This is a genomic window from Pseudarthrobacter sp. CCNWLW207 (assembly GCF_037203945.1).
Lineage (GTDB): Bacteria > Actinomycetota > Actinomycetes > Actinomycetales > Micrococcaceae > Arthrobacter.
This window is the reverse complement of the sequence record NZ_JBBCBS010000007.1, coordinates 1-21,844: the sequence shown is the minus strand read 5'-3', so window position 1 is coordinate 21,844 and position 21,844 is coordinate 1. Positions and strand designations below refer to the sequence as shown.

Below are 21,844 nucleotides of genomic sequence, written 5' to 3'. Positions count from 1 at the left end.
GTCCCTGCCCCTGTTGCGGTGCCGCCCTCAGCGGCTGTCACTTGGCCACGGCGCCCGCTGCGGCCTGCAGCCGCTCCGGCGGAACCATACCCACGAAGATGCGCCCGTCGTCGGTAATCAGCACGTTGACCAAAGTGGTGGACAGCAGCCGTCCACCGGGAACGACGACGGCGGCCTGGGACAGGAACGGATCCGCCAGCAAGGATTCGGTCAACGCGGATCCTTGCCAGGTTGGTGGCGCCGGGAACCCGATCACGGTCTCCCAGCCGGTGCCGGTCAGGGTGGGCCGGGCCACGTCAGGCATGGCATGGGCGGGGGCGGCCTCCAGAAGCGCATCAGGGGTGATAACCGTGCCAGGTGATCCCGGGAATCCCGACGTGACCGGCCAGGGCCGCGCGCCGGGAAGCGGCAGCTGAAGTTCCTTGACCGTGGCACCGGGCGGCGGGACGAAGTTGAAGAGCGAATCCTCTGGTGCGGCCAGGGACAGGCTGGTGAATCCGGCTTGGAAGGCAGGTTCCGCGTGGCCACGTGCCGTCACCGATACCTTCAGCGGCAGTCCCGTTTCACCATCGACGGCGATCGCAACCTGTCCCACGAGGGTCCCCTGCGTCCGGGGCTCGAGCACTAGGTTGTAGGCCGCCCGTCCGGCGACTTCGACGTCCGTGCCTACGGTGACCTGGGTAGTGCTGTCCACAGCGGCAAGCAGCCTGGTAGCTATCTCCTCCGGCGTCGGAACGGAGTACTCCGGCATCGGCACAGGCAGGTCAGGTGCAGTGCCGCTGTCCGGGGGGCTGGGTGGCTTCGGTGCGGCGGGGTCCTGGGCCGGCGGTGCAGGGTCAACCTGCGGTTCGGGCAACGGCTTCGGTTCAGGCGGCGGTGCGGGCAGGGGCAGGTCCCGGGCGAAGGCCGGAAGCGTCAGGTGCGCGGCCGAGTTGTCCCTTGAGTTGTAGAACCAGACCTCGCTGTCCCTGCGGATGACGTCGCGCTCCGCGAGTCGGTCCACGAGCTGGATCCGGACCTTCGCAGGACCGTCCAGATATACCCTCGCGGTGTGCTGGCCGGTCAGCAGTTCGGCGATCGAGGCTACTCCCCCGGCCGCCGCTGGTCCGGACGACGGACCGGTCTCCGGCAGTTCCGGCAAGCCGAGCTCGGAGGTTTGCTCTACGGTGCCGGAAAGGGTTTTTGTCTGGTGTTCGCCGAGCAGAGCCAGCACCTGCGCCGCAGTTTTCTCAGGCAGCGGGTCCCCTGCGCGTGCGGGGATAGAACCCGCCAGCACTCCGGCGGCAATGACGGCCGGCACTGCGGCGGCGGGCACCCACCGCAACCATGCGCGGTTCATTCAAACCACACCCCATCCTTGGAGCCCATAGGTTCAGGTTACGCCTGACAACGGCCCCGTACACTACCCGTCTTTGGCGCAATGGCTACCCGGGGACCACGGTTCCGGCAGCGCCATCCACCGTTATTTTCTGCCCATTGGACAGCAGGATGGTGGCGTCCGGGACACCCACCACGGCCGGGATCCCATACTCCCGCGCCACCACGGCACCGTGCGAATTGGGGCCGCCCATTTCCATCACCAGGCCGCCCGCGGTCAGGAACAAAGGCGTCCAGCCGGGGTCCGTGGACGGCGCCACGAGGATCTCCCCCGGTTCCAGATGGGCGCCCACCGGATCCAGGATGACCCGCGCGGTCGAGCTGACGGTGCCCGCGGACGCCGGGCTGCCGCTGAGCGTCCCGGGCACCGCTGGTGCGGCGCCCTGACCGCCCGACGGCACGGCCTCCGGTTCAGTACCGTCCGAAAGGAGCACCCGGGGCACGTGGCGGCGTTCCAGTTCGAGGGCGTAAGCTTCCCTCCGCCGTCTCACGAGGCTGCGCAGGTCCTGCGCGTCGGCAGCGTTGTCACCGCCGGCCGCTCCCGTCTTTCGTCCGTTGAGCCCCTGGCGTGCCTCGCTGAAATCCAGGAAGAAAATGTCGTCGGGATCGGCGATGCTTCCGGCTGCGGCGAGTGCCGCCCCCACCTGCTGAAGCTGGTGGCGCACCTCGGCGAGGCCTACCACGATCTGGTACTTGGGCAGTTCGCGCAGGCCAGCGAAAAGCCTGGCGCGCCGCAGCGCTGCACGCACCACCATGCCGCGGAGCCGGCCGCGGCTCCTGGCTTCTCCCACCAGGCGCTCCACGGTTTCCTTCGCCTGCTCCTCGGCGGCGCTGAACTGCACGTCCGGTGCCAGCGAGGAATCCTCCAGCCGGAGGTAGTTGGCCAGCACCCCAAGGATGTGCGTGGGGTCATCGGACCAACGCGGCATACCGACGTCGATCTCCGCCACCGCCCGTTGGCCGTATCTGTCCATAAAACGGGCAAGGCCGGTTTGCAGGACGGCCGGCAGCTGGCCGGCGTTGTATTGTTCTGCCAGCGCCGTAGGCGCCTGGTTCCTGAGCACGGCGGAGGAACCGCCGTCGTCCCTGACTACCGTGGCGAGCCGCCAGAGCTCCAGGTCCATCTCGGTGGTCACGTTGTTGGGCAGCCCCCGCAGCACCTTCTGGAGATCGTCCCACCGGTGGCCGCCCAGCAGCTTTCCCGTCAGTCCCAGCATGGCGAACCCCAGGGCCGGGAGGGGAAGCACTGCCGGCACAATCGGGAAGAGGCGGTTGCCAAGGAGGAATTCGGCGTGCTCGAGTCGCTCCCCAGGCGTGGCCCCAGGCCCGAGCTCCAGGGATTTCCCGAACTCGCGGGAAAAACGGTTCACCCGCCGGAGTGCGGCTTCTGGCCTGAACAGGGCACGGAGGAGCGTCTCAGGTGCCCGGGCGTGCACTGCCGCCGGAACCACGTGCCGGAGCAGGCCGATCGGTGTCCTGTTGGTCACCGAAAACCTGGGGTCCTCGAACACGCGCCGTAGCACCGCGGCTGATCGGGCCTCCATCACGTCAAACACCCGGGGAACGATCCGCCGGCCAGTGGTGCTGCGGGCCACCGTGGTCAGGTCGAAGTAAATGCGTTGCCCGGCTTCCACATACGGTGGCGGACCGTTGCGGGGATCCGGCACGTCAAAGCGGGCGGCCCGCGCCACCGACGAGGCGATCAGCCTGAAAGCGGCCAGCCCCATGGGCGTGATGGGGCGGGTGAGGCCCTGGGCCAGGCTGAAGCACAGGTACACGCGGGTTCCGGCCCGGGCAGCTGCCCTCTCCGGCAGCGGATAAAGAGTGGTGATGGGCCGCGACTGCGTGAGCCACAGCCTGCCATCGTGGTCGATGGCCCACTCCGTGTCCTGCGGGAAGCCGAAATGCTGCTCGACCCGCAGGCCTAGCCGGGCAAGGTCGGCCGCCTGGCTGTCGGTCAGGCAGGCGTCCGTTCCCGCGTTTGGCACGTCCAGGGTTTCAGTTCCGCCGCCGGGCAGCGGGCGCACCACCAGGCGTTTGTCCCCCAGGCGCCGCTCGAGGATCTGCCCCGTACTGGGGTCCACCACAAAGTGGTCCGGGTTGACCGAGCCGGAGACCACGGCTTCGCCGAGGCCCGGGCTGGCATCGATGACTGCCTGCTGCCGCCGGCCCGTCAGTGGGTTGGCGGTAAACATCACCCCTGCCGTTGTGGCGTCCACCATCCGCTGCACCACCACGGCGAGCGCAACGGTGGAGGCGTCTATGCCCAGCTCGGCGCGGTAGCTGACGGCGCGGTCGGTCCAGAGCGAGGCCCAGCAGTTCCGGACGGCTTCCACGACGGCGGCGGCCCCCACCACGTTGAGGTAGGTGTCCTGCTGGCCGGCAAAGCTGGCGGAAGGAAGGTCCTCGGCTGTGGCCGAGGACCTGACTGCAACAGGCACGTTCTCTCCCAGCGCCGCGTACGCCTCCCCAATGGCGGCGGCTATGTCACGGGGCACCGGGTTTTCTCCGATCAGGTCCCGTGCACGCCCTGCCAGCGCGGCGAGTACCGGCAGGTCGCCATGGGCGGTGCCGTTCCCGGCCTGGCCGTTCCGTGCACGGCGGTTCCGAGCCTGCTCGTTCAGCGCCTGGTGGACGCTGGCCAGGGACCGCCCGGCGGACTGTTCCTGTTGCCCGTCCACCTGCAGGCCCTGCCCGCCGCGGGCCGTTGCCAGGCGGTACGCCTCGGTGGTGAGGCAGAAGCCGTCCGGTACGGGCAGCCCGGCGGACATCAGCTCACCAAGGTTTGCGGCCTTTCCACCGACAAGTGCCACCATCGCGGAACGAACATGCTCCAGTCCCAGGACCGGGCCAAGGGGGTCTGGCATTTCCATGCCTCCTGATCGTGAGGCCTGCACGTGAGTCTGGAGACGGAGCTTTCGAGCGGTGTCTTCGGACTATGGCTTAGCGCGGTGCTTTAGAACGCTGGCTTAGGCCGCTGACCTGGCGGCTGACTTGGGCGGTGGGGCAGGCGTCAGGCTGCGCCGAGGATGGGACCGAAGCTTGCCCTGTCGGCGAGCCGCGGATCCTCCCGGTCCGGGACAACAAGGACGGGCCCCTTCGCGTGGTGCAGTACGCCGTCGGAGGTTGAGCCCAGGAGCATGCCGGCAAAGCCGCCGCGTCCGCGGGTTCCCACCACGATAAGTTCCACGTGCCTGCTGGCTTCCACGAGGACATCCACGGGCGAGCCGTCCTTCAGTTCGGATTCCACGGGCAGGTGTGGGTAGTGGCTCTTGAGCCACGCCATCCCGGCATCCAGCTGGACCCGGATATCGGCGAAGAGGGCCTTGCGGTCCATCGGTGCCGGGACCCAGGCGAGCGAGCCGCTGTACTGGGGAACCGCGCACACCACACGCAGTGTTGCGCCGAGGCGTTCGGCCTGGGACGCCGCTTCCAAAACGGCGACACGTGCCTGCTCGGACCCGTCAACGCCCACCACCACCACGTTCTCCACTGGCTGGTGGCCCGACTTGGCCTGTTCGGCTTTGATCCTTTTGTCCTCGGTGGTCTCCCCCAGCCGGTCGGAGCAGATCAGCGGAACCGTCACGGTGGGGCACTTGGCGTGCGCAGGAAGCGCGCTGCTCACGGACCCGAGAAGGCGGCCCACAAAACCGCCCCGGCCGCGGGTCCCGAAAACCAACAGCTCAGCAGACTCGGACATCTCCAGCAGCACGCCGGAAGCGTCGCCGTTTTCGACCGAAGCATCAACATCGATGTTGTAGCCGGACACCTTGTCCAAGGCCTGCTTGACGATCGCTTCAGCCCCTTCACGGATCACCGAATCGTCCACGGTGGCGTAACCGCCGTCGAGTCCGGACGCAGCGAAGATCGGCACGGAGTACGCGGTGACGATATGCAGGGGGCGGCGACGGCGCTCAGCCTCGCGGGCCGCCCAGACAAGTGCACACTGGCCGTGATCCGATCCGTCAACGCCCACCACGATTCCCAAAGGAGCGGTGGAACTCTCGCCGTTGTCCCGTGCCGGGTCCGGATGCATCTCTTGTGCGCCCATGGGGGCCGCCTCCTCGCGATACTGCCTGATGTTGCGGCTATTCTGCCAGAAGCAGGCCGTTCCGCGTGCACCTGCCGGACAGCGACGCACCCGATCCGGAAAGCCTGCCTCCACTTCTCACTATTCTCGGTCCACAGGCTCTTAGCAAGCATGTGCAGGGCTGCAACGGGAAGTTATCCACACCCGGTTTCGCTGCCGGCGGAAAGCGTATTCAAAACCTGGTTCGACGCGAAAAGAATGTTTGCGGTTGGGCTATCCATGGAGCTTTTTGTTCTGTAGTCTTCGAGGCACTGCTGGTCCGGGATGCTCTATGTCAGAACGTCCCGGGCCAGCTATTGCGACCGGACTTTGGGGGTAACGGAGCGAGAGCATGGCGATGATGCCTGCGTTTGCCCACACCTTCGAAGGAGGAAACTGTAGTGTCAAGCATGCCTGTGAATGGCGGGACCGAACAGACCACCACGGTGATTATCGGCACTGGCCTCTCAGGCTTGGCCGTGGCCGCCGAACTGCGCCGCAGGGGTGTGCACTCAATCGTGGTGGACGGGCTCGACATCCTGGGCGCCGGACAACCGGCCAATACCGCTTCGCTGCAACGCTGCGACGCAGCAGACTCCGTCTCCCTTCGGGAGCGGAACGAAATCCTCCGCCATCTGCGCAATTATGCGGCCAGCCACCAAGTGGACGTCCGCAACACCACCCGCGCCGTCCAGCTGAGCATGGTCCGCCCGGCGCCGGTCCAGGGGGCCATGGCCGACGAGGCAACGGCCGAAGGGGCGGCATCGCACATGTGGGAGGTACGCACGCCCACCGGCATCCTTCTTGCCGACCACATCGTCCTCACCCGTTGCGCCCACAGCCAACTGCGCCGCATGCTGAGCGATTTCGGTATTGCCGTGGGACGCAACCTGGTGGCCGCGATGCGGGCTATCGGCATCTACCTGGTGGGAGTGGGCGACCTGATCACGCCGTCGCCCAAAGAAGTCCTGCGCCAGGCAAAGACCGTGGGCCAAGCGATCTCCTCGAAAGTCCACCCGGAGAACGCACCCACCATGCTCACCGGCACTTTCGCAGTCCTCCCCGCCTAGGGCCTGCGCTGACTCACCGAGCCTGCGCTGACTCACCCGCACGGGGAACCCCGTCTGGCGGGCCGGCGGCAATCCGCCCGCTATGGGCTGTCTTCTTCGTCGCCGCCCGCGGCCAGGCGCCGTTTGGCGAGGATGCCGATGGCCGCCAGGAGGCCCACGGCCACGGCTGCGAAGATCACCAGGCTCCAGGGGAACGGCTCGGATGCGTCCTGGGCGGGCAACGGGTTCGCGGTGATGCCCGGCTGCGCTGAAGCCATGCCGGGGACGGCAGGGGCCGACGTCGATCCTGCTCCCGGTGCCGCACCGGCGGCAGCCGCCGTGGCGGTGAACCCGAACGTCCCCTCAATGGGGTGGGAATCCGAACTGACCACCCTCCAGCTCACCGTGTAGGCTCCGGCCGGAGCGCCGGCCTTGAGCTTTTGGGAGGCCACGTTGTCGACGATCTCGACGGCGCCGTCCGCCCACTCAGCACCTGCCGCGTCCTTCACGGAGAACTGCGAGCCAATGCCCAGGGGATTGTTGTTGAAGGTGACCGAAACGGTTTCCGGTGGCGTGGCCACGGTAGCGCCTTGGGCGGGGCTGCTGGATTCAGCGGCGTCGTGGGCTGAGGCGGGTCCGGCCAGTCCCAGAATCAGGGCGGCGAGGACGAACGAACCGAGCGCGGCGCTCAGAAACTGGCGGCGGATGGAACGCATGCTTGGACTGCTCCCTTGTGTTGGCTTCCTTACAGACTAGGCGAATTTGCCGGCCGGCCGCCCTGACGGCCCATAGGATTCAACTATCCCCACAGACTCCCCCGGAGGACTAATGCTTAAGCAAGGCTCTGCACTGGACCGGTACTTCAAGATCACCGAGCGGGGGTCCAACCTCTCCCGCGAGATCCGCGGCGGGTTCGCCACCTTCTTCGCCATGAGCTACATCGTGGTGCTGAACCCGCTGATTCTCTCCGGCGCCGACTCCAACGGCAACTCCCTCGGCTTCCCTGCCGTGGCTGCCGTGACCGCCTTTGTGGCCGGCATCCTCACCATCCTCATGGGGGCCTGGGCAAAGCACCCGTTCGCCTTGGCCACCGGCCTGGGCGTCAACGCCTTCGTGGCCGTCACCGTGGCCACCAACCCGGGCCTGACCTGGCCGGACATGATGGGCCTGGTGGTGCTTTCCGGCGTCACCATGCTGATCCTGGTCCTCACCGGCTTCCGGACCGCTGTGTTCAAGGCCGTTCCGGACGGCATCAAAACCGCCATCGTGGTGGGCATCGGCCTGTTCATTGCCCTGATTGGCATGGTGAACGCCGGCTTTGTCCGCCGTATCCCCGACGTCGCCGGAACCACGGTCCCCGTGGGCCTGGGCTTCGACGGCAAGCTCCTGGGCTGGCCAACGGCAGTGTTTGTGTTGGGCCTGGTCCTCACCATCGCCCTGGTGGTGCGGAAGGTCAAGGGGGCCATCCTGATCGGCATCATCGCCTCCACCGTCATCTCCGTAATCCTGGAGCTGACACTGCACATCGGCCCCAGCGTCGCCCCGGACAAGCCGTTCAACCCTCAGGGCTGGTCCCTGGTCGCTCCCGCTTTCTCGGGATGGGCCGCCCCGGACCTCTCGCTGATTGGCAAGGCCAACCCGTTCGGCGCCTTTGAGCACTTGGGCTTCGTGGCCGCCACCCTCCTGGCCTTCGTGATACTGCTCAGCATCTTCTTCGACGCGATGGGCACCATGGTGGGCCTGGCCAACGAGGCCGGCACGGTGGACGAACACGGCAACATCCCCGACGTCGACCGTGTCCTGCAGGTTGACGCCCTCGGCGCCATCGTCGGCGGCGGCGCCTCGGTCTCCTCGAACCAGATCTTCGTGGAGGCGGGCGCAGGCATTGGTGAAGGCGCCCGAACCGGTATTGCTTCCATCGTCACCGGCCTGCTGTTCCTGGTGGCCATGTTCTTCACGCCCTTGATCAACCTGGTGCCTTTCGAAGCCGTGGCTCCGGCCCTGGTGGTTGTTGGCTTCATGATGGTGTCCCAAGTGGGAAAGATCGACTGGCAGGACTGGGGCATTGCCCTCCCGGCCTTCCTGACGATCACCCTGATGCCGTTCACGTACTCGATCGCCAACGGTTTGGGCGCCGGCTTCATCGGTTACGTCCTGATCCGCGTCGTGCAGGGACGGGTCAAGGATGTCCACCCGCTCATGTGGGCGGTGGCCGGCGCCTTCCTGCTGTTCTTCGCGGTAGGACCGATTGAGGCCGCGCTGGGAATGTAGTTCAACGCGGCTTCACGGGCGGGCCCTTAGGCAGCCAACGCTCAGACCGGCGTAGTGGGGGCCTTGCCCTCATCGCCGGACTCCGCGACGGCCTTTCGCTCGCGGAGGCGGTCCAGCCGGTTCATCAGCGGCGAGGTGGTGGCCCCATGGATCACGATGGACAGGGCCACCACAAGCCCCACAAAGGACCACAGCCACTCGGCCTGCTCCGAGAACTGCCCTTTGCCCAGGGCATACGCGAGGTAGTACAGGGACCCGATGCCACGGATCCCGAAGAAGGAGAGGGCAATGCGCTCCCGCGGGCCGGTCTTTCCACCCAGCAACCCGACCCAGCCGGCTGCCGGCCGCACCAAGAGCAGGAACGCCAACGCGACCAGGAACTCCGTCCAGCCGATGCCCGCCAGGAGTCCACGGGCAATCGCACCGCCGAGCAGGACAAGGATCACCACGGTCATGAGCCGTTCGAGCTGCTCCACATAGGAGTGAAGCACGCGGTGGTAGCCGTGGGTATGCTCCGCGGACCGGATGGTCACAGCGCAGACAAAGACGGCGATGAAACCATAACCCTCCACCATCTCGGTCAAGCCGTAGGCCAGGAACGTTGCCGCCAGGGCCACGAACCCTTCGGAGTGGTTTGCCAGCCGCATGCTTTCCTTGCTGGCCGAGAAAAACAGCAGGGCCAGCATTTTCCCGATGAGGAAACCCATGAGGACCCCCACGCCCAGCCGCCAGGCCACATCCACGCCAATCCACTGCGGGAACCAGGCCGACGGCGACGCGCCCACCACGCTGATGGCGATGGCGAGGTACACAAACGGGAACGCCAGCCCGTCGTTCAGGCCGGCCTCGGACGTCAGCCCGAAGCGGACCTCGTCCTCCTTGTCCTCTTCTTCCTGTGCGTCAGCCGGTTCACCCACCTGCACTTCGGAGGCCAGCACCGGATCCGTGGGTGCCAGGGCGGAAGCCACCAGCAGGGCAGCGCCCAGCCCCAGCCCCAGGAACCACAGCCCCAGCAAGGTCAGGGCAATGATGCACAGCGGCATGGCTATCCCGAGGAGCCGCCACGTGGTGGACCACTTCCGGCGCCCTACGGGCCGGTCCAGGGCCAGGCCCGCGCCCATCAGGGAGATGATGACGCAGATCTCCGAGAGGTGCAGGGCAAGATCGCTGTGCACGATCGGATCCGGATCGGGCAGGCCCGGTATCAGGGAGAAGGCCGCCATCCCGGCGCCGAGGAACACCATAGGCATGGAGAAAGGCGCGTTGCGCAGGACCTTGGGGAGGATTGCGGCAACAAAAACCGCGGCGCCTGCCGCGGCGAAGAGGATGCTGGGCGCTTCAAACATGGTGTTCCGGCCTGCTTCGTTGCACTCGGTGTAACTGCCACGGCCCCTGTCCGCGGACAGGGGCACCCGTGGAGGGGTTGCTCCACTTTAGCCCCAGTACCGCCGCACCCCCGCCGCCACACCCCGCCGCCACAGCAGCCGGCGTCGCTGGTTCCGGGGCCCCGGTAAACCTCAATTCCGGAATTACAGACATTACGACGGCGGTCCGGCTCGCTTTCGCAGTTGGCATGCGGTGAGCTTGAAACATGGCACTCCCCGCACTCACCGTCGACGTCCCCCCGCAGCCCTGGACAGGGCGGTTCGACGGCGACGGCGGCGAACATCGGCGGTGGTGGCAGGCGGTATCGCCGTATATGCAGGGCGACGCCGATGGTTCGGTTAACCCTGCGGCCTCGCTTTCGCCAGCAGAGGTCCGGCGGCCAGCCGATGCCCTGCGACCCGCCGTCCTCCTCGGATTCGCGAGCGATGAAGGCGTGCTGCGCAACAAGGGCAGGACCGGCGCAGCCCTCGCCCCCGCAGCAATCCGAACTGCCTTGGCACCGCTGGCCTTCCACCTGGACCGTGCGGTGTCCGATGCCGGGGACGTGGTGGTAGCGGAGGGCGCGCTGGAGACCGGCCAGGCCCGTGCCGGGCAAGTTATTGCCGCCATGATCGACGCCGGCAGGCTCACCGTGGTGCTGGGCGGCGGGCACGAAACCGCCTTTGCAAGCTATCTGGGGGTGGCCGGCTCCGACGCAGTGCGTGGCGGCCGGCGGCTGGGCGTCCTGAACCTGGACGCCCACTTCGACCTCCGGGACGAACCGCTGCCCAGCTCCGGCACGCCGTTCCTCCAAATGGCCCGGGCGGAAGCTGCCGCGGGGCGCGACTTCCGCTATGCCGTCGTCGGGATCTCCGAGCCGAACAACACCCGGGCGCTTTTCGGCACGGCGGAGCGGTTGGGTGTGGAGTACCTGCTGGATGAGGACTGCTCCAGCGAACGGGTAGGGGCTTTCGTTGCGCGGTTCCTGGACAGCGTGGACGTGCTGTACCTGACCATCGACCTTGACGTGCTGCCGGCGTCGGTGGCTCCCGGCGTGAGCGCGCCCGCCGCCTATGGAGTGCCCCTGCCGGTGATCAGCGCGGTGTGCCGGCAGGTGGCGGACAGCGGAAAGCTCCTGCATTTCGACGTGGCCGAGCTGAACCCGGGTTTCGACGTCGACGGCCGGACTGCGAAAGTTGCCGCCAGGTTAGTGAACACGCTGCTTCGCTGACCTCCCCCCTGGCGCCCGACGCGCTCCCGCCGCCGACAGCACGCCTGCCCGGCGTGCTGTGGCAAAACGGTTCCGTGGCACAGAAAGGTAAGTAGGCTGTCTAATGGAGTTGACGACGCCTATCTGAGGAGCCCGCATGCGACGATTGGGAAGCAAAGTTGCCTTGGTACTGGCCTCCGCGCTGGCACTGGCAGGCTGCGGAACGTATCCGGCGGATCCCGCCGGAACGCTGGAGCGTGTGGTGGACGGCACCCTGCGCGTGGGTGCAAGCGAAAACGGCGAATGGGTGGAAATTTCAGGCGAAGACGTGCAGGGCACGGACGCGGACCTGGTCCGGGACTTCGCCGCCAGGCTCGGTGCGGACATTGACTGGGTGCCCGGAACCGAACACGTTTTGGCCGAGGAACTCAAGCATGGGCAGCTGGACCTGGTCATCGGTGGCCTCGACGACAAGACCCCGTGGGCCCAGCACGGCGGGCTGACCCGGGTCTACGCGGAATCCCGTGACAGCCGCGACTCCCTCCATAAGCACGTGATGCTGGTGCCGTTGGGCGAGAATGCGTTCCTGCTGGAACTCGACAAGTTCCTGATGGAAGCGAAGGAGCAGGGATGACCATGGTCAAGGGCGCCCCCGTGCGCTTCGGACACACTGAACTGCCCGAGGAGCAGAGGGAAGCCCTGCGCAAGGCGGTGAAGTTCGAGTGGATCACCATCGGCTTCCTGGCCGCCTCCACGGCGCTGGTCTTCGCCGTCCTGGGCAACTCGCAGGCCATGAAGGCCGCCTGGGTGGAAGATGTCCTGTCCTTCCTGCCACCCATCTCCTTCCTGGTGGCGGCGCAGGTGATCCGCAGGAAGCCCAACGAAGAGCACCCCTACGGATTCCACCGTGCGGTGGGCATCGCCCATGTGGTGGCCGCCGTGGCACTGACCGTCATGGGTGCCTACCTGATCGTGGATTCCGGAATGGGACTTCTCAGCGCCGAGCACCCCACCATCGGCGGTTTCGACTTCTTCGGCCAGACCATCTGGCTGGGATGGATGATGATCGGCGCCATGATCCTCACCGCGGTCCCGCCGGTTTTCCTCGGGCGGGTCAAAATGAAGCTCGCCGAAAAACTCCACGACAAAGTCCTCTTTGCCGATGCTGACATGAACAAGGCGGACTGGATGACCGCGGCCGCCGCCGCCCTGGGCGTGGCGGGCATCGGCTTTGGCCTGTGGTGGGCCGACTACGCCGCAGCCCTGGTTATCTCCTTCAGCATCCTGCATGACGGCGTCCGCAACACGCGGGCAGCCATCTCGGCCCTCATGGACAAGCGGGCCAGGACGTACGACGACGCCGAACCGCACCCGCTCGGGCACCGGCTGGACGAATACCTCCGCGGCCTGGACTGGACGGAGACGGCGGAGTCGCGGATTCGGGATGAGGGCCACGTGTTCCACGTGGAATCGTTTGTGGTCCCCGCCAGGGGCCGCATGCCAAGCCTGGAACAGCTGGAGGCAGCCCGGGAGGCATGCATTGGCCTGGACTGGAAGGTCCAGGACATGGTGATCATCCCCGTGGCGGAGCTCCCCTCGGAGTTCCTTCCAGGCCGGACGTCCGGCGGCGAGCGCTAGGCCCAACCACTCAGGCCTTCAGCACATACCTGCGCTCCGGCCGGCCCACACCGTATTTAAGCCGGACTTCCAACACGCCTTCGTCGTGAAGGTATTCCAGGTACCGGCGCGCGCTGACGCGCGATGTGCCCAGCTGGACTGCCACTTCCGCGGCGGACAGGTCGCCGTCGGCCTCTTTCAGCGCCGCCTCCACCAGCTTGAGTGTTTCGACGCTGCACCCCTTCGGCAGCGGCCGCTCGGTCCGGTCCAGGCCGAACACGCGGTTGACGTCCGACTGCTCCGCCACATCCTTGGACAAGTCCAGGCCGTGATAGGCGCTGCGGTAGTGCTCCAGCCGTTCCTGCAGGTCGGTCTGCGAAAACGGCTTGATGAGGTAGTGCACAATTCCGCCGCGGAGGGCTTTGCGCACAGTGTCCACCTCGCGGGCGGCACTGATCACCAGCACGTCCAGCTCCGGAGCCACGTCGCGCAGCTGATGCATCAGGTCCAGGCCGTTTATGTCCGGCAGGTGGATATCCAGCAGGACCAGGTCAGGTTGGAGGCGTTCGGTTTCGGTCACTGCCTGCGCACCGGTGTGGGCAACCCCGACGACGGCGAACCCGGGAGTGCGCTGGATGAAGCCCGCGTGGACCTTGGCCACCATAAAGTCGTCGTCGACGATCAGGACTTTGATCATGGCTGTATACCTCTCGCGTGCGCCCGCAACAGGCGTGCGGTGAAAACTGCCCCGTTGTCATTGTCCACGGTGAGGTCGCCGCCGCTGCGACGGCAAACCACCCGTGAGAGCGCCAGTCCGAAGCCGCGGCTGCCGCCCGGGCCGGGTGTTTTGGTAGTGAACCCCTGGCGGAAGATCTCGTCCCTGTCCCGGCCGGGAACACCGGGGCCGGTGTCCCGTACGGTGACGGTGACGCCGTCGGCTGTGTCCTCCACGTGCACCCTGACGGCTGCCTCCGGAAGCCCGGCGACGGCGTCGAACGCGTTGTCCACGAGGTTCCCGACGACGGTGGTGAGATCGCGCGAAAGCTCGTCGTCAACGCGGGCAAGGCCGGACTCCGGGTCCAGCTGCAGTGAGACACCGCGTTCGGTGGCGAGACTGGACTTGGCAATAAGCAGGGCAGCGAGCGCCGGGTCCTGGATCCGGCTGGTGACCTCGTCGTTGAGCCGGGTCCGGTCCAGCGTGGCGCCGTTGACGAACTGCACCACCGAGTCATATTCACCGATCTGGATCAGCCCGGAGATCACGTGCAGCTGGTTGGCGAATTCGTGGGCCTGCGCGCGGAGCGTGTCCGTGGCGGTCCTCGTGGCGCCCAGTTCCTGTTCCAGCGAGGAAAGCTCCGTGCGGTCACGGAGCGTGGTGACGGATCCGATGTCCCGGCCGCGGGACTTGATGGGAACGCGGTTCAGCACCACCAGGCGGTCACCGACGAGCACCAGCTGGTCCGGTCCGGGCTGCTCGCGGGTGAGGACTTCCTTCAGTGCCGGCTCCACGGCAAGGCTCGTCACCCTCTTTCCAACGCAGTCCGCTGGAAGGCCGAGCAGCGCCCGGGCGCTGTCATTGGCCACGGTGATGCGCTCGTGCGGGTCCAGGGCGACCACCCCTTCCTTCAGGCCATGGAGCATGGCCTCGCGGTTTTCCACCAGCCCGGTAATTTCGCTGGGCTCCATGCCCAGGGTCTGCCGTTTCACCCGGCGGGACAGGAGCAACGAACCGGCCACCCCCAGGACGCTGGCAACCCCCAGATACGTGAGGAGATTTGGGACGGCGTCCCCCAGCCGCTCCAGTGTGGAGGGATAGTCGCGGCTGACGGAGGCGATGCCGATCATCTTCCCGGCGTCATCGAGGACCGGCACGTGCGCGGACAGGGATTGGGTACCGGACCCGGACACAACACCTGTCCACGAGCGGCCGTCCATGACCCGGCTCGGGCCGAGCTCCATCTGCCGGCCCAGCAGGCTGGGATCGGAGGAAGCGACGACGGTGCGGTCCAGCTTTGCGAGCACTACGTGCGAGGAGCCGGACACAGTACGCACCGACTCGGCCACGGCGGGAAGGGCTGACCCCGCCCGTGGCTCCGCGGCAGGAAGCAGTTCGCGGACCGTCGGGCTGGCAGCGAGCGCTTCGGCGGCGGACAGCGCACGGCGCCCTTCGGTGCGTTCGAAAGCCGCGGCCGACTGGGCCAAGGAGATGGCCACCACGGCGACGAGGACAGCGAGGACGATCAGCAACTGCAGAACCAGGTACTGCCCCGCGAGGGACATTCCTCTTCGTCGAGTCACTGTGGTTCTTTCCTCTGGTGGTGGGTCTTCTGCAGGTCAGGCTACCTGAACAATGCCCGCTGCAGAGTTCTGATGGCCCCCGGAGGGACAAGGGAGGGACAACGGAGGGAAGTCCGAAACGTGAACGCAATGAACTTAACGTTCTCTGCGTACACAAGAGTGACCCCCGTCACGCCCGGGCCTAGCATCGGAATTACAAGTCAGCCCCTGCTGATCAGTTTTCATGAGAAGAGGAACACCATGCGCCAGATCCGCGCATTGCGAATCGCCGCCGTCGCCGCCGGCATCGCCCTGATGGCCACCGGCTGCGGTGCCACCGGCGGCAGCTCCACCAGCACTTCCAGCCCCGGCGCCGCAGCCGGCCCGGTAACAGATCTTAAGATCATGGTCCCCAACACGCCCGGTGGCGGCTACGACACCACCGCCCGCGTCGCAGCAAAGGTGCTCGACGACGAAAAGGTCGCCACGAACACCGAAGTCTTCAACCTCGCCGGCGCCGGCGGCACCGTGGGCCTGGCCCGCATCGTCAACGAAAAGGGCAACGGCGACCTCACCATGCTCATGGGCCTTGGGGTGGTGGGCGCAAGCTACACCAACAAGTCCGAGTCCAAGCTGACCGCCACCACGCCGCTGGCCAAGCTCATCGAAGAGCCCGGGGCCATCATGGTCAACAAGAATTCGCCGTACAAAACGATCAATGACCTGGTCACCGCGTGGAAGGCTGATCCCGGTTCCATCAGCGTCGGCGGCGGTTCCTCGCCCGGCGGCCCTGACCACCTGCTGCCCATGCAGCTCGCGGGAGCGGTGGGCATCGACGCCACCAAGGTCAACTTCGTCTCCTACGACGGCGGCGGTGACCTCCTCCCGGCCATCCTCGGGAACAAGGTGGGTTTCGCAGCATCCGGTGCCGGTGAGTACCTGCAGCAGATCCAGTCCGGCGAGGTCCGCGTCCTGGCCACCAGCGGTGAGAAGCGGCTCGAAGGCGTGGATGCCCCCACGCTGAAGGAATCCGGCATCGACCTGGTGTTCACCAACTGGCGCGGGATCGTGGCTCCTCCGGGCATCACCGATGACGACAAGGCCAAGCTGATCGGCGCCCTGGAAAAGATGCACGGCACCGACGCCTGGAAGGAAGCGCTGAAGACGCACAGCTGGACTGACGCCTTCATCACGGGCGAAGACTTCGAAACCTTCCTGGCAGAGCAGGATAAGCGGGTGGCGGACGTCCTCACGAAGCTAGGCCTGGCGTGAGTTCCTCACCAACTTTGGCCGCCAGGCTCAAAGGCCGCTCCGAGCTGGGGGTAGCCCTCCTGCTCGGGGCGGTGGGCGTCATCGTCCTCGTCGACGCCCTTGCCCTGGCAACTCCGTACTCCCAGTCCGACCCCGTAGGGCCGAAGACCTTGCCCTTGATCGTGGCCGCCGTACTCCTCGTGTGCGCAGTGCTGTTGGCCATCAACGTGCTGCGCGGCGGGCAGGGCGAGGCTGAAGGCGGCGAGGACGTTGACCTTACCCACCCCGCGGACTGGAAGACAGTCCTTCCGCTGGTGGGAGCCTTCGTGGCCAACATCCTGCTGATCGACTGGGCAGGCTGGGTCATCTCCGGAACTGTCTTGTTCTGGGGCAGCGCCTGGGCCCTGGGAAGCCGGCACTATGTGCGAGACGGCATCATTTCCGTGGTCCTTTCAGTGATCACCTTTTACGGCTTCTACCTGGGCCTCGGTATTCCGCTGCCCGCAGGCCTCCTGAAAGGGATTCTCTGATGGATGTCTTCTCCTCCCTGATGGACGGTTTCGCCACCGCCCTGACCCCGATGAATTTCCTCTACGCCGTGATCGGTGTGCTCCTGGGCACCGCCGTCGGCGTCCTCCCGGGCCTGGGACCGGCCATGACCGTGGCCCTGTTGCTCCCGGTCACCTATGCCCTGGAACCAACCAGCGCCTTCATTATGTTTGCCGGCATTTACTACGGCGGCATGTATGGCGGCTCCACCACCTCTATCCTGCTCAATACGCCGGGGGAATCGTCGTCGGTGGTGACGGCCATCGAAGGCAACAAGATGGCAAAAGCAGGCAGGGCCGCCCAGGCCCTGGCGACGGCGGCCATCGGCTCCTTCGTGGCCGGCACCATCGGCACCGCATTGCTGGCCGTCTGTGCCCCCATTGTGGTGGATTTTGCCGTCAGCCTCGGAGCACCCAGTTATTTCGCCATCATGCTGCTGGCCCTCCTGGCGGTGACTGCCGTCCTTGGCTCATCCCGCCTCAGAGGCTTTGCTTCGCTGGGCCTTGGGCTGGCGATCGGCCTGGTGGGAATCGATTCCGTGACGGGTCAGCGCCGCCTCACCTTCGGCCAGCCCTTGCTGGCTGACGGCCTGGACATCGTGGTGGTGGCCGTAGCCATCTTCGCGGTGGGCGAGGCATTGTGGGTAGCCGCTCACCTGCGCCGTAACCCGCTGCAGATCATTCCGGTAGGACGTCCATGGATGGGCAAGCAGGACTGGAAGCGGTCCTGGAAGCCCTGGCTCCGTGGAACGGCGTACGGCTTCCCGTTCGGAGCACTCCCGGCAGGTGGAGCCGAGATCCCCACGTTCCTGTCCTATGTCACCGAGAAACGCCTCAGCAAGCACCCGGAGGAATTCGGTAAGGGCGCCATCGAAGGCGTGGCCGGACCCGAAGCAGCCAACAACGCGGCGGCCGCAGGCACCATGACCCCGCTCCTTGCACTGGGCCTTCCCACCAACGCCACGGCTGCCGTGATGCTGGCCGCCTTTACGTCCTACGGCATCCAGCCAGGACCCCTGCTGTTCTCCAACGAGGGACCGCTGGTGTGGGCACTGATCGCGAGCCTCTTCATCGGCAACTTCCTGCTGCTGCTCATCAACCTGCCGCTGGCACCATTGTGGGCCAAGCTCCTGCAGCTCCCCCGGCCCTACCTTTATGCCGGCATCCTGTTCTTCGCCACGCTGGGCGCCTATTCGGTGAACCTGCAGGCGTTCGACCTGGTGCTCCTGCTGGCCCTGGGTGCGTTGGGATTCATGATGCGCCGCTTCGGGCTCCCCGTGCTGCCGCTTATCCTCGGCGTGATCCTTGGGCCGCGGATCGAAGGCCAGCTTCGCAAGAGCCTCCAGCTCAGCGCGGGCGACCCCGCCGGTCTCTGGAGCGAACCGATCGCCGTCGGAACCTACATCCTCATCGCGATCATCCTGCTCTGGCCTTTGCTGTACAAGCTGTACCGCCGCAACCGTCCGGCCACCAGCCTCCTGTCCCCAAACGCCACCCGCGGAAACGAACCAGCAGACGCGGACGGCTGATTCGCCGGCCACTGCCGCAGGACCATCAGCAAAGACCACCAAGCACCAACCAAGACACAGACAACTGACCACAAGGAGCCACCATGACGATCGTTGTGGGATACGTCCCGACACCCGAGGGCGAAGCGGCGCTGACGCAAGCCATCCTCGAAGCCCGTAAGAACAACACCACGCTGCTGGTGATCAACTCCTCCAAGGGCGATGCCCTGGTGGACAACCGATACGCCCAGGAGCCGGAGATCCAGAGCATCGAGGACCGTCTGGCCACCCAGGGAATAGACCACGTGATCAAGCAGCCGGTCCGTGGGCATGACGCGGCAGCGGAGGTCCTCGATGCCGCGGAGGAGCACAATGCCGATCTGATTGTGATCGGCCTTCGCCGCCGCACTCCGGTGGGCAAGCTGATCATGGGCAGCACGTCCCAGCGCATTTTGCTGGAGGCGGACTGCCCGGTATTGGCGGTCAAGGCCAGTTAGGGCCGGTTTGGCCGAAGCTCCGATTGATCCGGGGCTTGTCCGCAGTTCCCGCCTTCGTGGCGCGGTCCTGCGGACAAGCCTCGGATTTTTGCATTGCCCCTGGGCCCTTCCGAATGGAATTTTGGCCGTAGCAGCTGCTCCATAGCAGAATTAGCCCTCGGGGAAAGCGCTATCCAGCGTAGAAAACACCAGTCATCTGACATTTTCGGGGGCCGCCGGTAGAATGGACCGCGCTCCCCGGCACGAACCACAGAAAGACACGCACATGACTACCGCCACCCTCGAACGCCGCCTGGCCGAGTTCCCAGCCGTCGAAACAGCGGAATTCCGCTCTATTGACCTCGAGTTCTCAACGGCCGACGAAGTCCACGCAGGACTCGACAACGCTGTAGCCACGCTGATCGAGACTGCGGCAAAAGATGCCGCCTGCGGCATACTCGTCACCCGCCTCCACCCCGGCCGCTACACCGTAGCCCTCGACGAGTCCGTTCCCTTCGGTGAGACCTACGAGAACATCGCAGCCTAGCTCTGCAGGACTGCATTCCTCAAAGATAGAAGCCCCGAAACACAGAAAGTCCCCGCCCTCTGGCCTGCCCCTGTTCAGGGGCCGCCAAACGGCGGGGACTTGCCCGCGTATTGGGGTTTAGCTCCGGCGGACCTGCACTCCGTCAGACTTCAGGAAGAGCTGTTTTTCGGACGGACCGGCTTGCACCAGCCACAGGACGTTTCCGCTCTCCGACACTTCCTCGACTTCGCCGGTCGCAATGACATGTGCATGCTTGAGTATTTCCACCCGAACCCCTGGCCGGAGTGTTCTCCAGTCAGAGATGGTGGCCGAATGGGCATTGCGCCTCGTTAGGACTGCCCCACGTGCTTTCATGTGAACTTCTACCCCTTTGTATGCGTTCTGCTGCCACAGCCTCTTTGATGTGACTTTCACTACATCTTCAGTTCTACTACACTTCCCGCGGCTCAAATGTACGTGTCGCCACATATTTCGCTACGCGCACGGGAAGCTAAGCCAGACTGAAGAATATTCCCCGTCAGGCTAGATTTCCGACGGCGGATTCGGCCGCTGAAATGACATCGCCGGAGGCGACCAGAAGGTCCGCCAGCTCAAGTTCCGGAGAAAGGAACCTGTCGGTGCCAGGGCCTTCGACGACGGCCCTCAAGGCTCCGAGGACCGCGCTGCCCGCAGGGCCTGGAACCAGTTCCCCGCCGGATAGCTGGGTGCGGATATCGAGGGCCCGGGCTGACGTCACGAGTTCGATCGCCAGAACGCGGCGGAGGTTCTCGACCGCCTTGCGAAGCTTCCGGGCCGCGTGCCAGCCCATCGAGACGTGGTCCTCCTGCATGGCGGAACTGGGAATGGAATCCACCGAAGCCGGAACTGCCAGCCGCTTGTTGTCGGAGACCAGCCCCGCCTGGGTGTATTGGGCGATCATCAGCCCGGAATCGACGCCCGGATCTGAGGCTAGGAAGGCCGGCAGGCCGTGCGAACGGGCCGGGTCAAGCATCCGGTCCGTGCGGCGCTCGGCGATGGAGCTTAGGTCGGCCACAGCGATGGCAAGGAAGTCCAGTACGTAGGCCACGGGTGCGCCGTGGAAGTTGCCGTTTGAACTGACCCGCCCGTCCGGCAGGACCACCGGGTTATCGATGGCGGCCGCGAGTTCGCGCGACGCCACCAGGGCGGCGTAGTCCACAGTGTCCCGGGCGGCGCCGGCAACCTGAGGGGCGCAGCGCAGCGAATAGGCGTCCTGGACCTTCGAATCGCCCACACGGTGGGACGCCACAATTGGGGAGTTCGACAGGACCCGCAGCATGTTGTCCGCACTCGCCGCCTGGCCCGGGTGCGGGCGCAGGGCCGCGTGCAGCTCAGGCAGGAACACCTGGTCCGTGCCCAGCAGAGCCTCGACGCTGAGTGCTGCGGTGATATCCGCCGTCGTCAGCAGCTGGCGGAGGTCCGCGATGGCCATCAGGAGCATGCCCAGCATGCCTTCGGTACCGTTGACCAGCGCCAGGCCTTCCTTCTCGGCCAGGGTAACCGGCTCGATGCCGTGCTCGGCAAGCAGCACCGCGACAGTCTGTTCCCCGCGCCCGCCGTACGTCACGCCGTCGGGCCCTTCAGCCTGCCCTTCGCCCATCAGCACCAGCGCGCAGTGGGAAAGCGGGGCGAGGTCGCCGGAGCAGCCGAGCGAGCCGAATTCCCGGACCACTGGCGTGATGCCCGCGTTAAGGACGTCCACCATCGTCTGCAGGACTATGGGACGGACGCCCGTGCGGCCGGAGGCGAGGGTCTTGGCACGCAGGAACATGATGCCGCGGACAACTTCGCGCTCCACGGCCGGGCCCATGCCGGCTGCATGGCTGCGGATGAGCGACTTCTGCAGCTGGGTGCGCAGGTCATTGGGGATGTGCCGGTTGGCCAGGGCGCCGAAGCCGGTGGAGATGCCGTAAGCGGGGGTTTCGCTGTGGGCGAGGTCATCGATGTGGGCGCGCACCTTGGCCACGGTGTCCAGTGCGTCCTGGGAGATAGTCACCTGGGCGTTGTGGCGCGCGACGGCGACGACGTCCTCGGGAGTGACGCCGCTGGAGCCGAGGGTGACGGTGAGCGGTGCTTGCGTTGTGATGGTCATGATTCCTACTTCTGGGGATCGATTGCTCCGCAAGGGCCCTTTTGAGAGTCCTTAAGGGCGGTTACGGAGCAACCGATGGGGGTTGGGGCCTAGGTTAGTTTGTCTCGTTCATGGGGATGCGGACGCCGCGTTCTTTGGCGACGTCGAGGGCGCGGTCGTAGCCGGCGTC

The 21,844-nt window shown here is 66.1% G+C and carries 19 protein-coding genes; 10 read left to right on the top strand and 9 right to left on the bottom strand.

Translation table 11 applies throughout. The annotated features are described in order from the left end of the window. Positions 1-37: 37 nt before the first annotated feature. From V9L17_RS13380 to V9L17_RS13370, 3 genes are all read right to left on the bottom strand, one after another. Complete coding sequence (locus tag V9L17_RS13380; RefSeq protein ID WP_337351790.1) at positions 38-1,339, bottom strand: LolA family protein; 1,302 nt, start codon at positions 1,337-1,339, stop codon at positions 38-40. 85 nt (positions 1,340-1,424) lie between these two features. Beyond that, positions 1,425-4,244: a PEP/pyruvate-binding domain-containing protein gene (locus V9L17_RS13375; protein ID WP_443198036.1), complete on the bottom strand. Its 2,820-nt coding sequence runs from the start codon at positions 4,242-4,244 to the stop codon at positions 1,425-1,427. Between the two features lie 146 nt (positions 4,245-4,390). Continuing rightward, positions 4,391-5,428, bottom strand: a complete 1,038-nt coding sequence (locus V9L17_RS13370) for a universal stress protein (protein WP_337347104.1) — start codon at positions 5,426-5,428, stop codon at positions 4,391-4,393. Between the two features lie 428 nt (positions 5,429-5,856). Between V9L17_RS13370 and V9L17_RS13365 the strand changes: the two genes are divergently transcribed. Next, on the top strand, positions 5,857-6,516 hold the full coding sequence (locus V9L17_RS13365) for an FAD/NAD(P)-binding protein (protein WP_337351963.1): 660 nt from the start codon (positions 5,857-5,859) through the stop codon (positions 6,514-6,516). An 80-nt stretch (positions 6,517-6,596) separates the two neighbouring features. Here the strand turns inward: V9L17_RS13365 and V9L17_RS13360 are convergent, their stop codons facing one another. Next, complete coding sequence (locus tag V9L17_RS13360; protein ID WP_337351788.1) at positions 6,597-7,211, bottom strand: copper resistance CopC family protein; 615 nt, start codon at positions 7,209-7,211, stop codon at positions 6,597-6,599. A 112-nt stretch (positions 7,212-7,323) separates the two neighbouring features. On the opposite strand from V9L17_RS13360, the gene V9L17_RS13355 reads away from it, so the two are divergent. Then, the gene (locus tag V9L17_RS13355) at positions 7,324-8,766 is read left to right on the top strand and encodes an NCS2 family permease (protein WP_337351787.1); all 1,443 of its coding nucleotides are present in this window, start codon (positions 7,324-7,326) and stop codon (positions 8,764-8,766) included. A 41-nt stretch (positions 8,767-8,807) separates the two neighbouring features. On the opposite strand, the gene V9L17_RS13350 is transcribed toward V9L17_RS13355, so the two are convergent. Further along, complete coding sequence (locus V9L17_RS13350) at positions 8,808-10,112, bottom strand: cation:proton antiporter (protein WP_337351786.1); 1,305 nt, start codon at positions 10,110-10,112, stop codon at positions 8,808-8,810. A 245-nt stretch (positions 10,113-10,357) separates the two neighbouring features. On the opposite strand from V9L17_RS13350, the gene hutG reads away from it, so the two are divergent. From hutG to V9L17_RS13335, 3 genes are all read left to right on the top strand, one after another. Further along, positions 10,358-11,362, top strand: coding sequence for a formimidoylglutamase (gene hutG, locus V9L17_RS13345; RefSeq protein WP_337351785.1), 1,005 nt, complete (start codon positions 10,358-10,360; stop codon positions 11,360-11,362). Between the two features lie 136 nt (positions 11,363-11,498). Next, the gene (locus V9L17_RS13340) at positions 11,499-11,975 is read left to right on the top strand and encodes a transporter substrate-binding domain-containing protein (protein WP_337351784.1); all 477 of its coding nucleotides are present in this window, start codon (positions 11,499-11,501) and stop codon (positions 11,973-11,975) included. A gap of 2 nt (positions 11,976-11,977) precedes the next feature. Continuing rightward, positions 11,978-12,979, top strand: coding sequence for a cation diffusion facilitator family transporter (locus V9L17_RS13335; protein ID WP_443198041.1), 1,002 nt, complete (start codon positions 11,978-11,980; stop codon positions 12,977-12,979). A gap of 10 nt (positions 12,980-12,989) precedes the next feature. On the opposite strand, the gene V9L17_RS13330 is transcribed toward V9L17_RS13335, so the two are convergent. After that, positions 12,990-13,655, bottom strand: a complete 666-nt coding sequence (locus V9L17_RS13330) for a response regulator (protein WP_337347111.1) — start codon at positions 13,653-13,655, stop codon at positions 12,990-12,992. Beyond that, positions 13,652-15,238, bottom strand: a complete 1,587-nt coding sequence (locus V9L17_RS13325) for a sensor histidine kinase (RefSeq protein WP_337351962.1) — start codon at positions 15,236-15,238, stop codon at positions 13,652-13,654. Before V9L17_RS13325 ends, V9L17_RS13330 begins: the two co-directional genes overlap by 4 nt. A 258-nt stretch (positions 15,239-15,496) precedes the next feature. On the opposite strand from V9L17_RS13325, the gene V9L17_RS13320 reads away from it, so the two are divergent. From V9L17_RS13320 to V9L17_RS13300, 5 genes are all read left to right on the top strand, one after another. Further along, a complete protein-coding gene (locus V9L17_RS13320; RefSeq protein ID WP_337351782.1) occupies positions 15,497-16,507 on the top strand; it encodes a Bug family tripartite tricarboxylate transporter substrate binding protein in 1,011 nt (336 codons plus the stop codon). Continuing rightward, positions 16,504-17,016 (top strand): tripartite tricarboxylate transporter TctB family protein, encoded by a 513-nt coding sequence (locus V9L17_RS13315; RefSeq protein WP_337347113.1) that lies wholly within the window; start codon positions 16,504-16,506, stop codon positions 17,014-17,016. The genes V9L17_RS13320 and V9L17_RS13315 overlap by 4 nt, the downstream gene beginning before the upstream one ends. Next, entirely contained in the window at positions 17,016-18,563 is a 1,548-nt protein-coding gene (locus V9L17_RS13310) for a tripartite tricarboxylate transporter permease (protein ID WP_337347114.1), read from the top strand. The genes V9L17_RS13315 and V9L17_RS13310 overlap by 1 nt, the downstream gene beginning before the upstream one ends. 83 nt (positions 18,564-18,646) lie before the next feature. Then, positions 18,647-19,039, top strand: coding sequence for a universal stress protein (locus tag V9L17_RS13305; RefSeq protein WP_337347115.1), 393 nt, complete (start codon positions 18,647-18,649; stop codon positions 19,037-19,039). A 265-nt stretch (positions 19,040-19,304) separates the two neighbouring features. Further along, the gene (locus V9L17_RS13300; RefSeq protein ID WP_337347116.1) at positions 19,305-19,565 is read left to right on the top strand and encodes a hypothetical protein; all 261 of its coding nucleotides are present in this window, start codon (positions 19,305-19,307) and stop codon (positions 19,563-19,565) included. Between the two features lie 117 nt (positions 19,566-19,682). Here V9L17_RS13300 and V9L17_RS13295 read toward each other — a convergent pair whose 3' ends face one another. Both V9L17_RS13295 and hutH read right to left on the bottom strand, forming a co-directional pair. Further along, positions 19,683-19,919: a hypothetical protein gene (locus V9L17_RS13295; RefSeq protein WP_337347117.1), complete on the bottom strand. Its 237-nt coding sequence runs from the start codon at positions 19,917-19,919 to the stop codon at positions 19,683-19,685. Between the two features lie 163 nt (positions 19,920-20,082). After that, a complete protein-coding gene (hutH, locus tag V9L17_RS13290; protein WP_337351781.1) occupies positions 20,083-21,675 on the bottom strand; it encodes a histidine ammonia-lyase in 1,593 nt (530 codons plus the stop codon). Positions 21,676-21,844 lie beyond the last annotated feature (169 nt).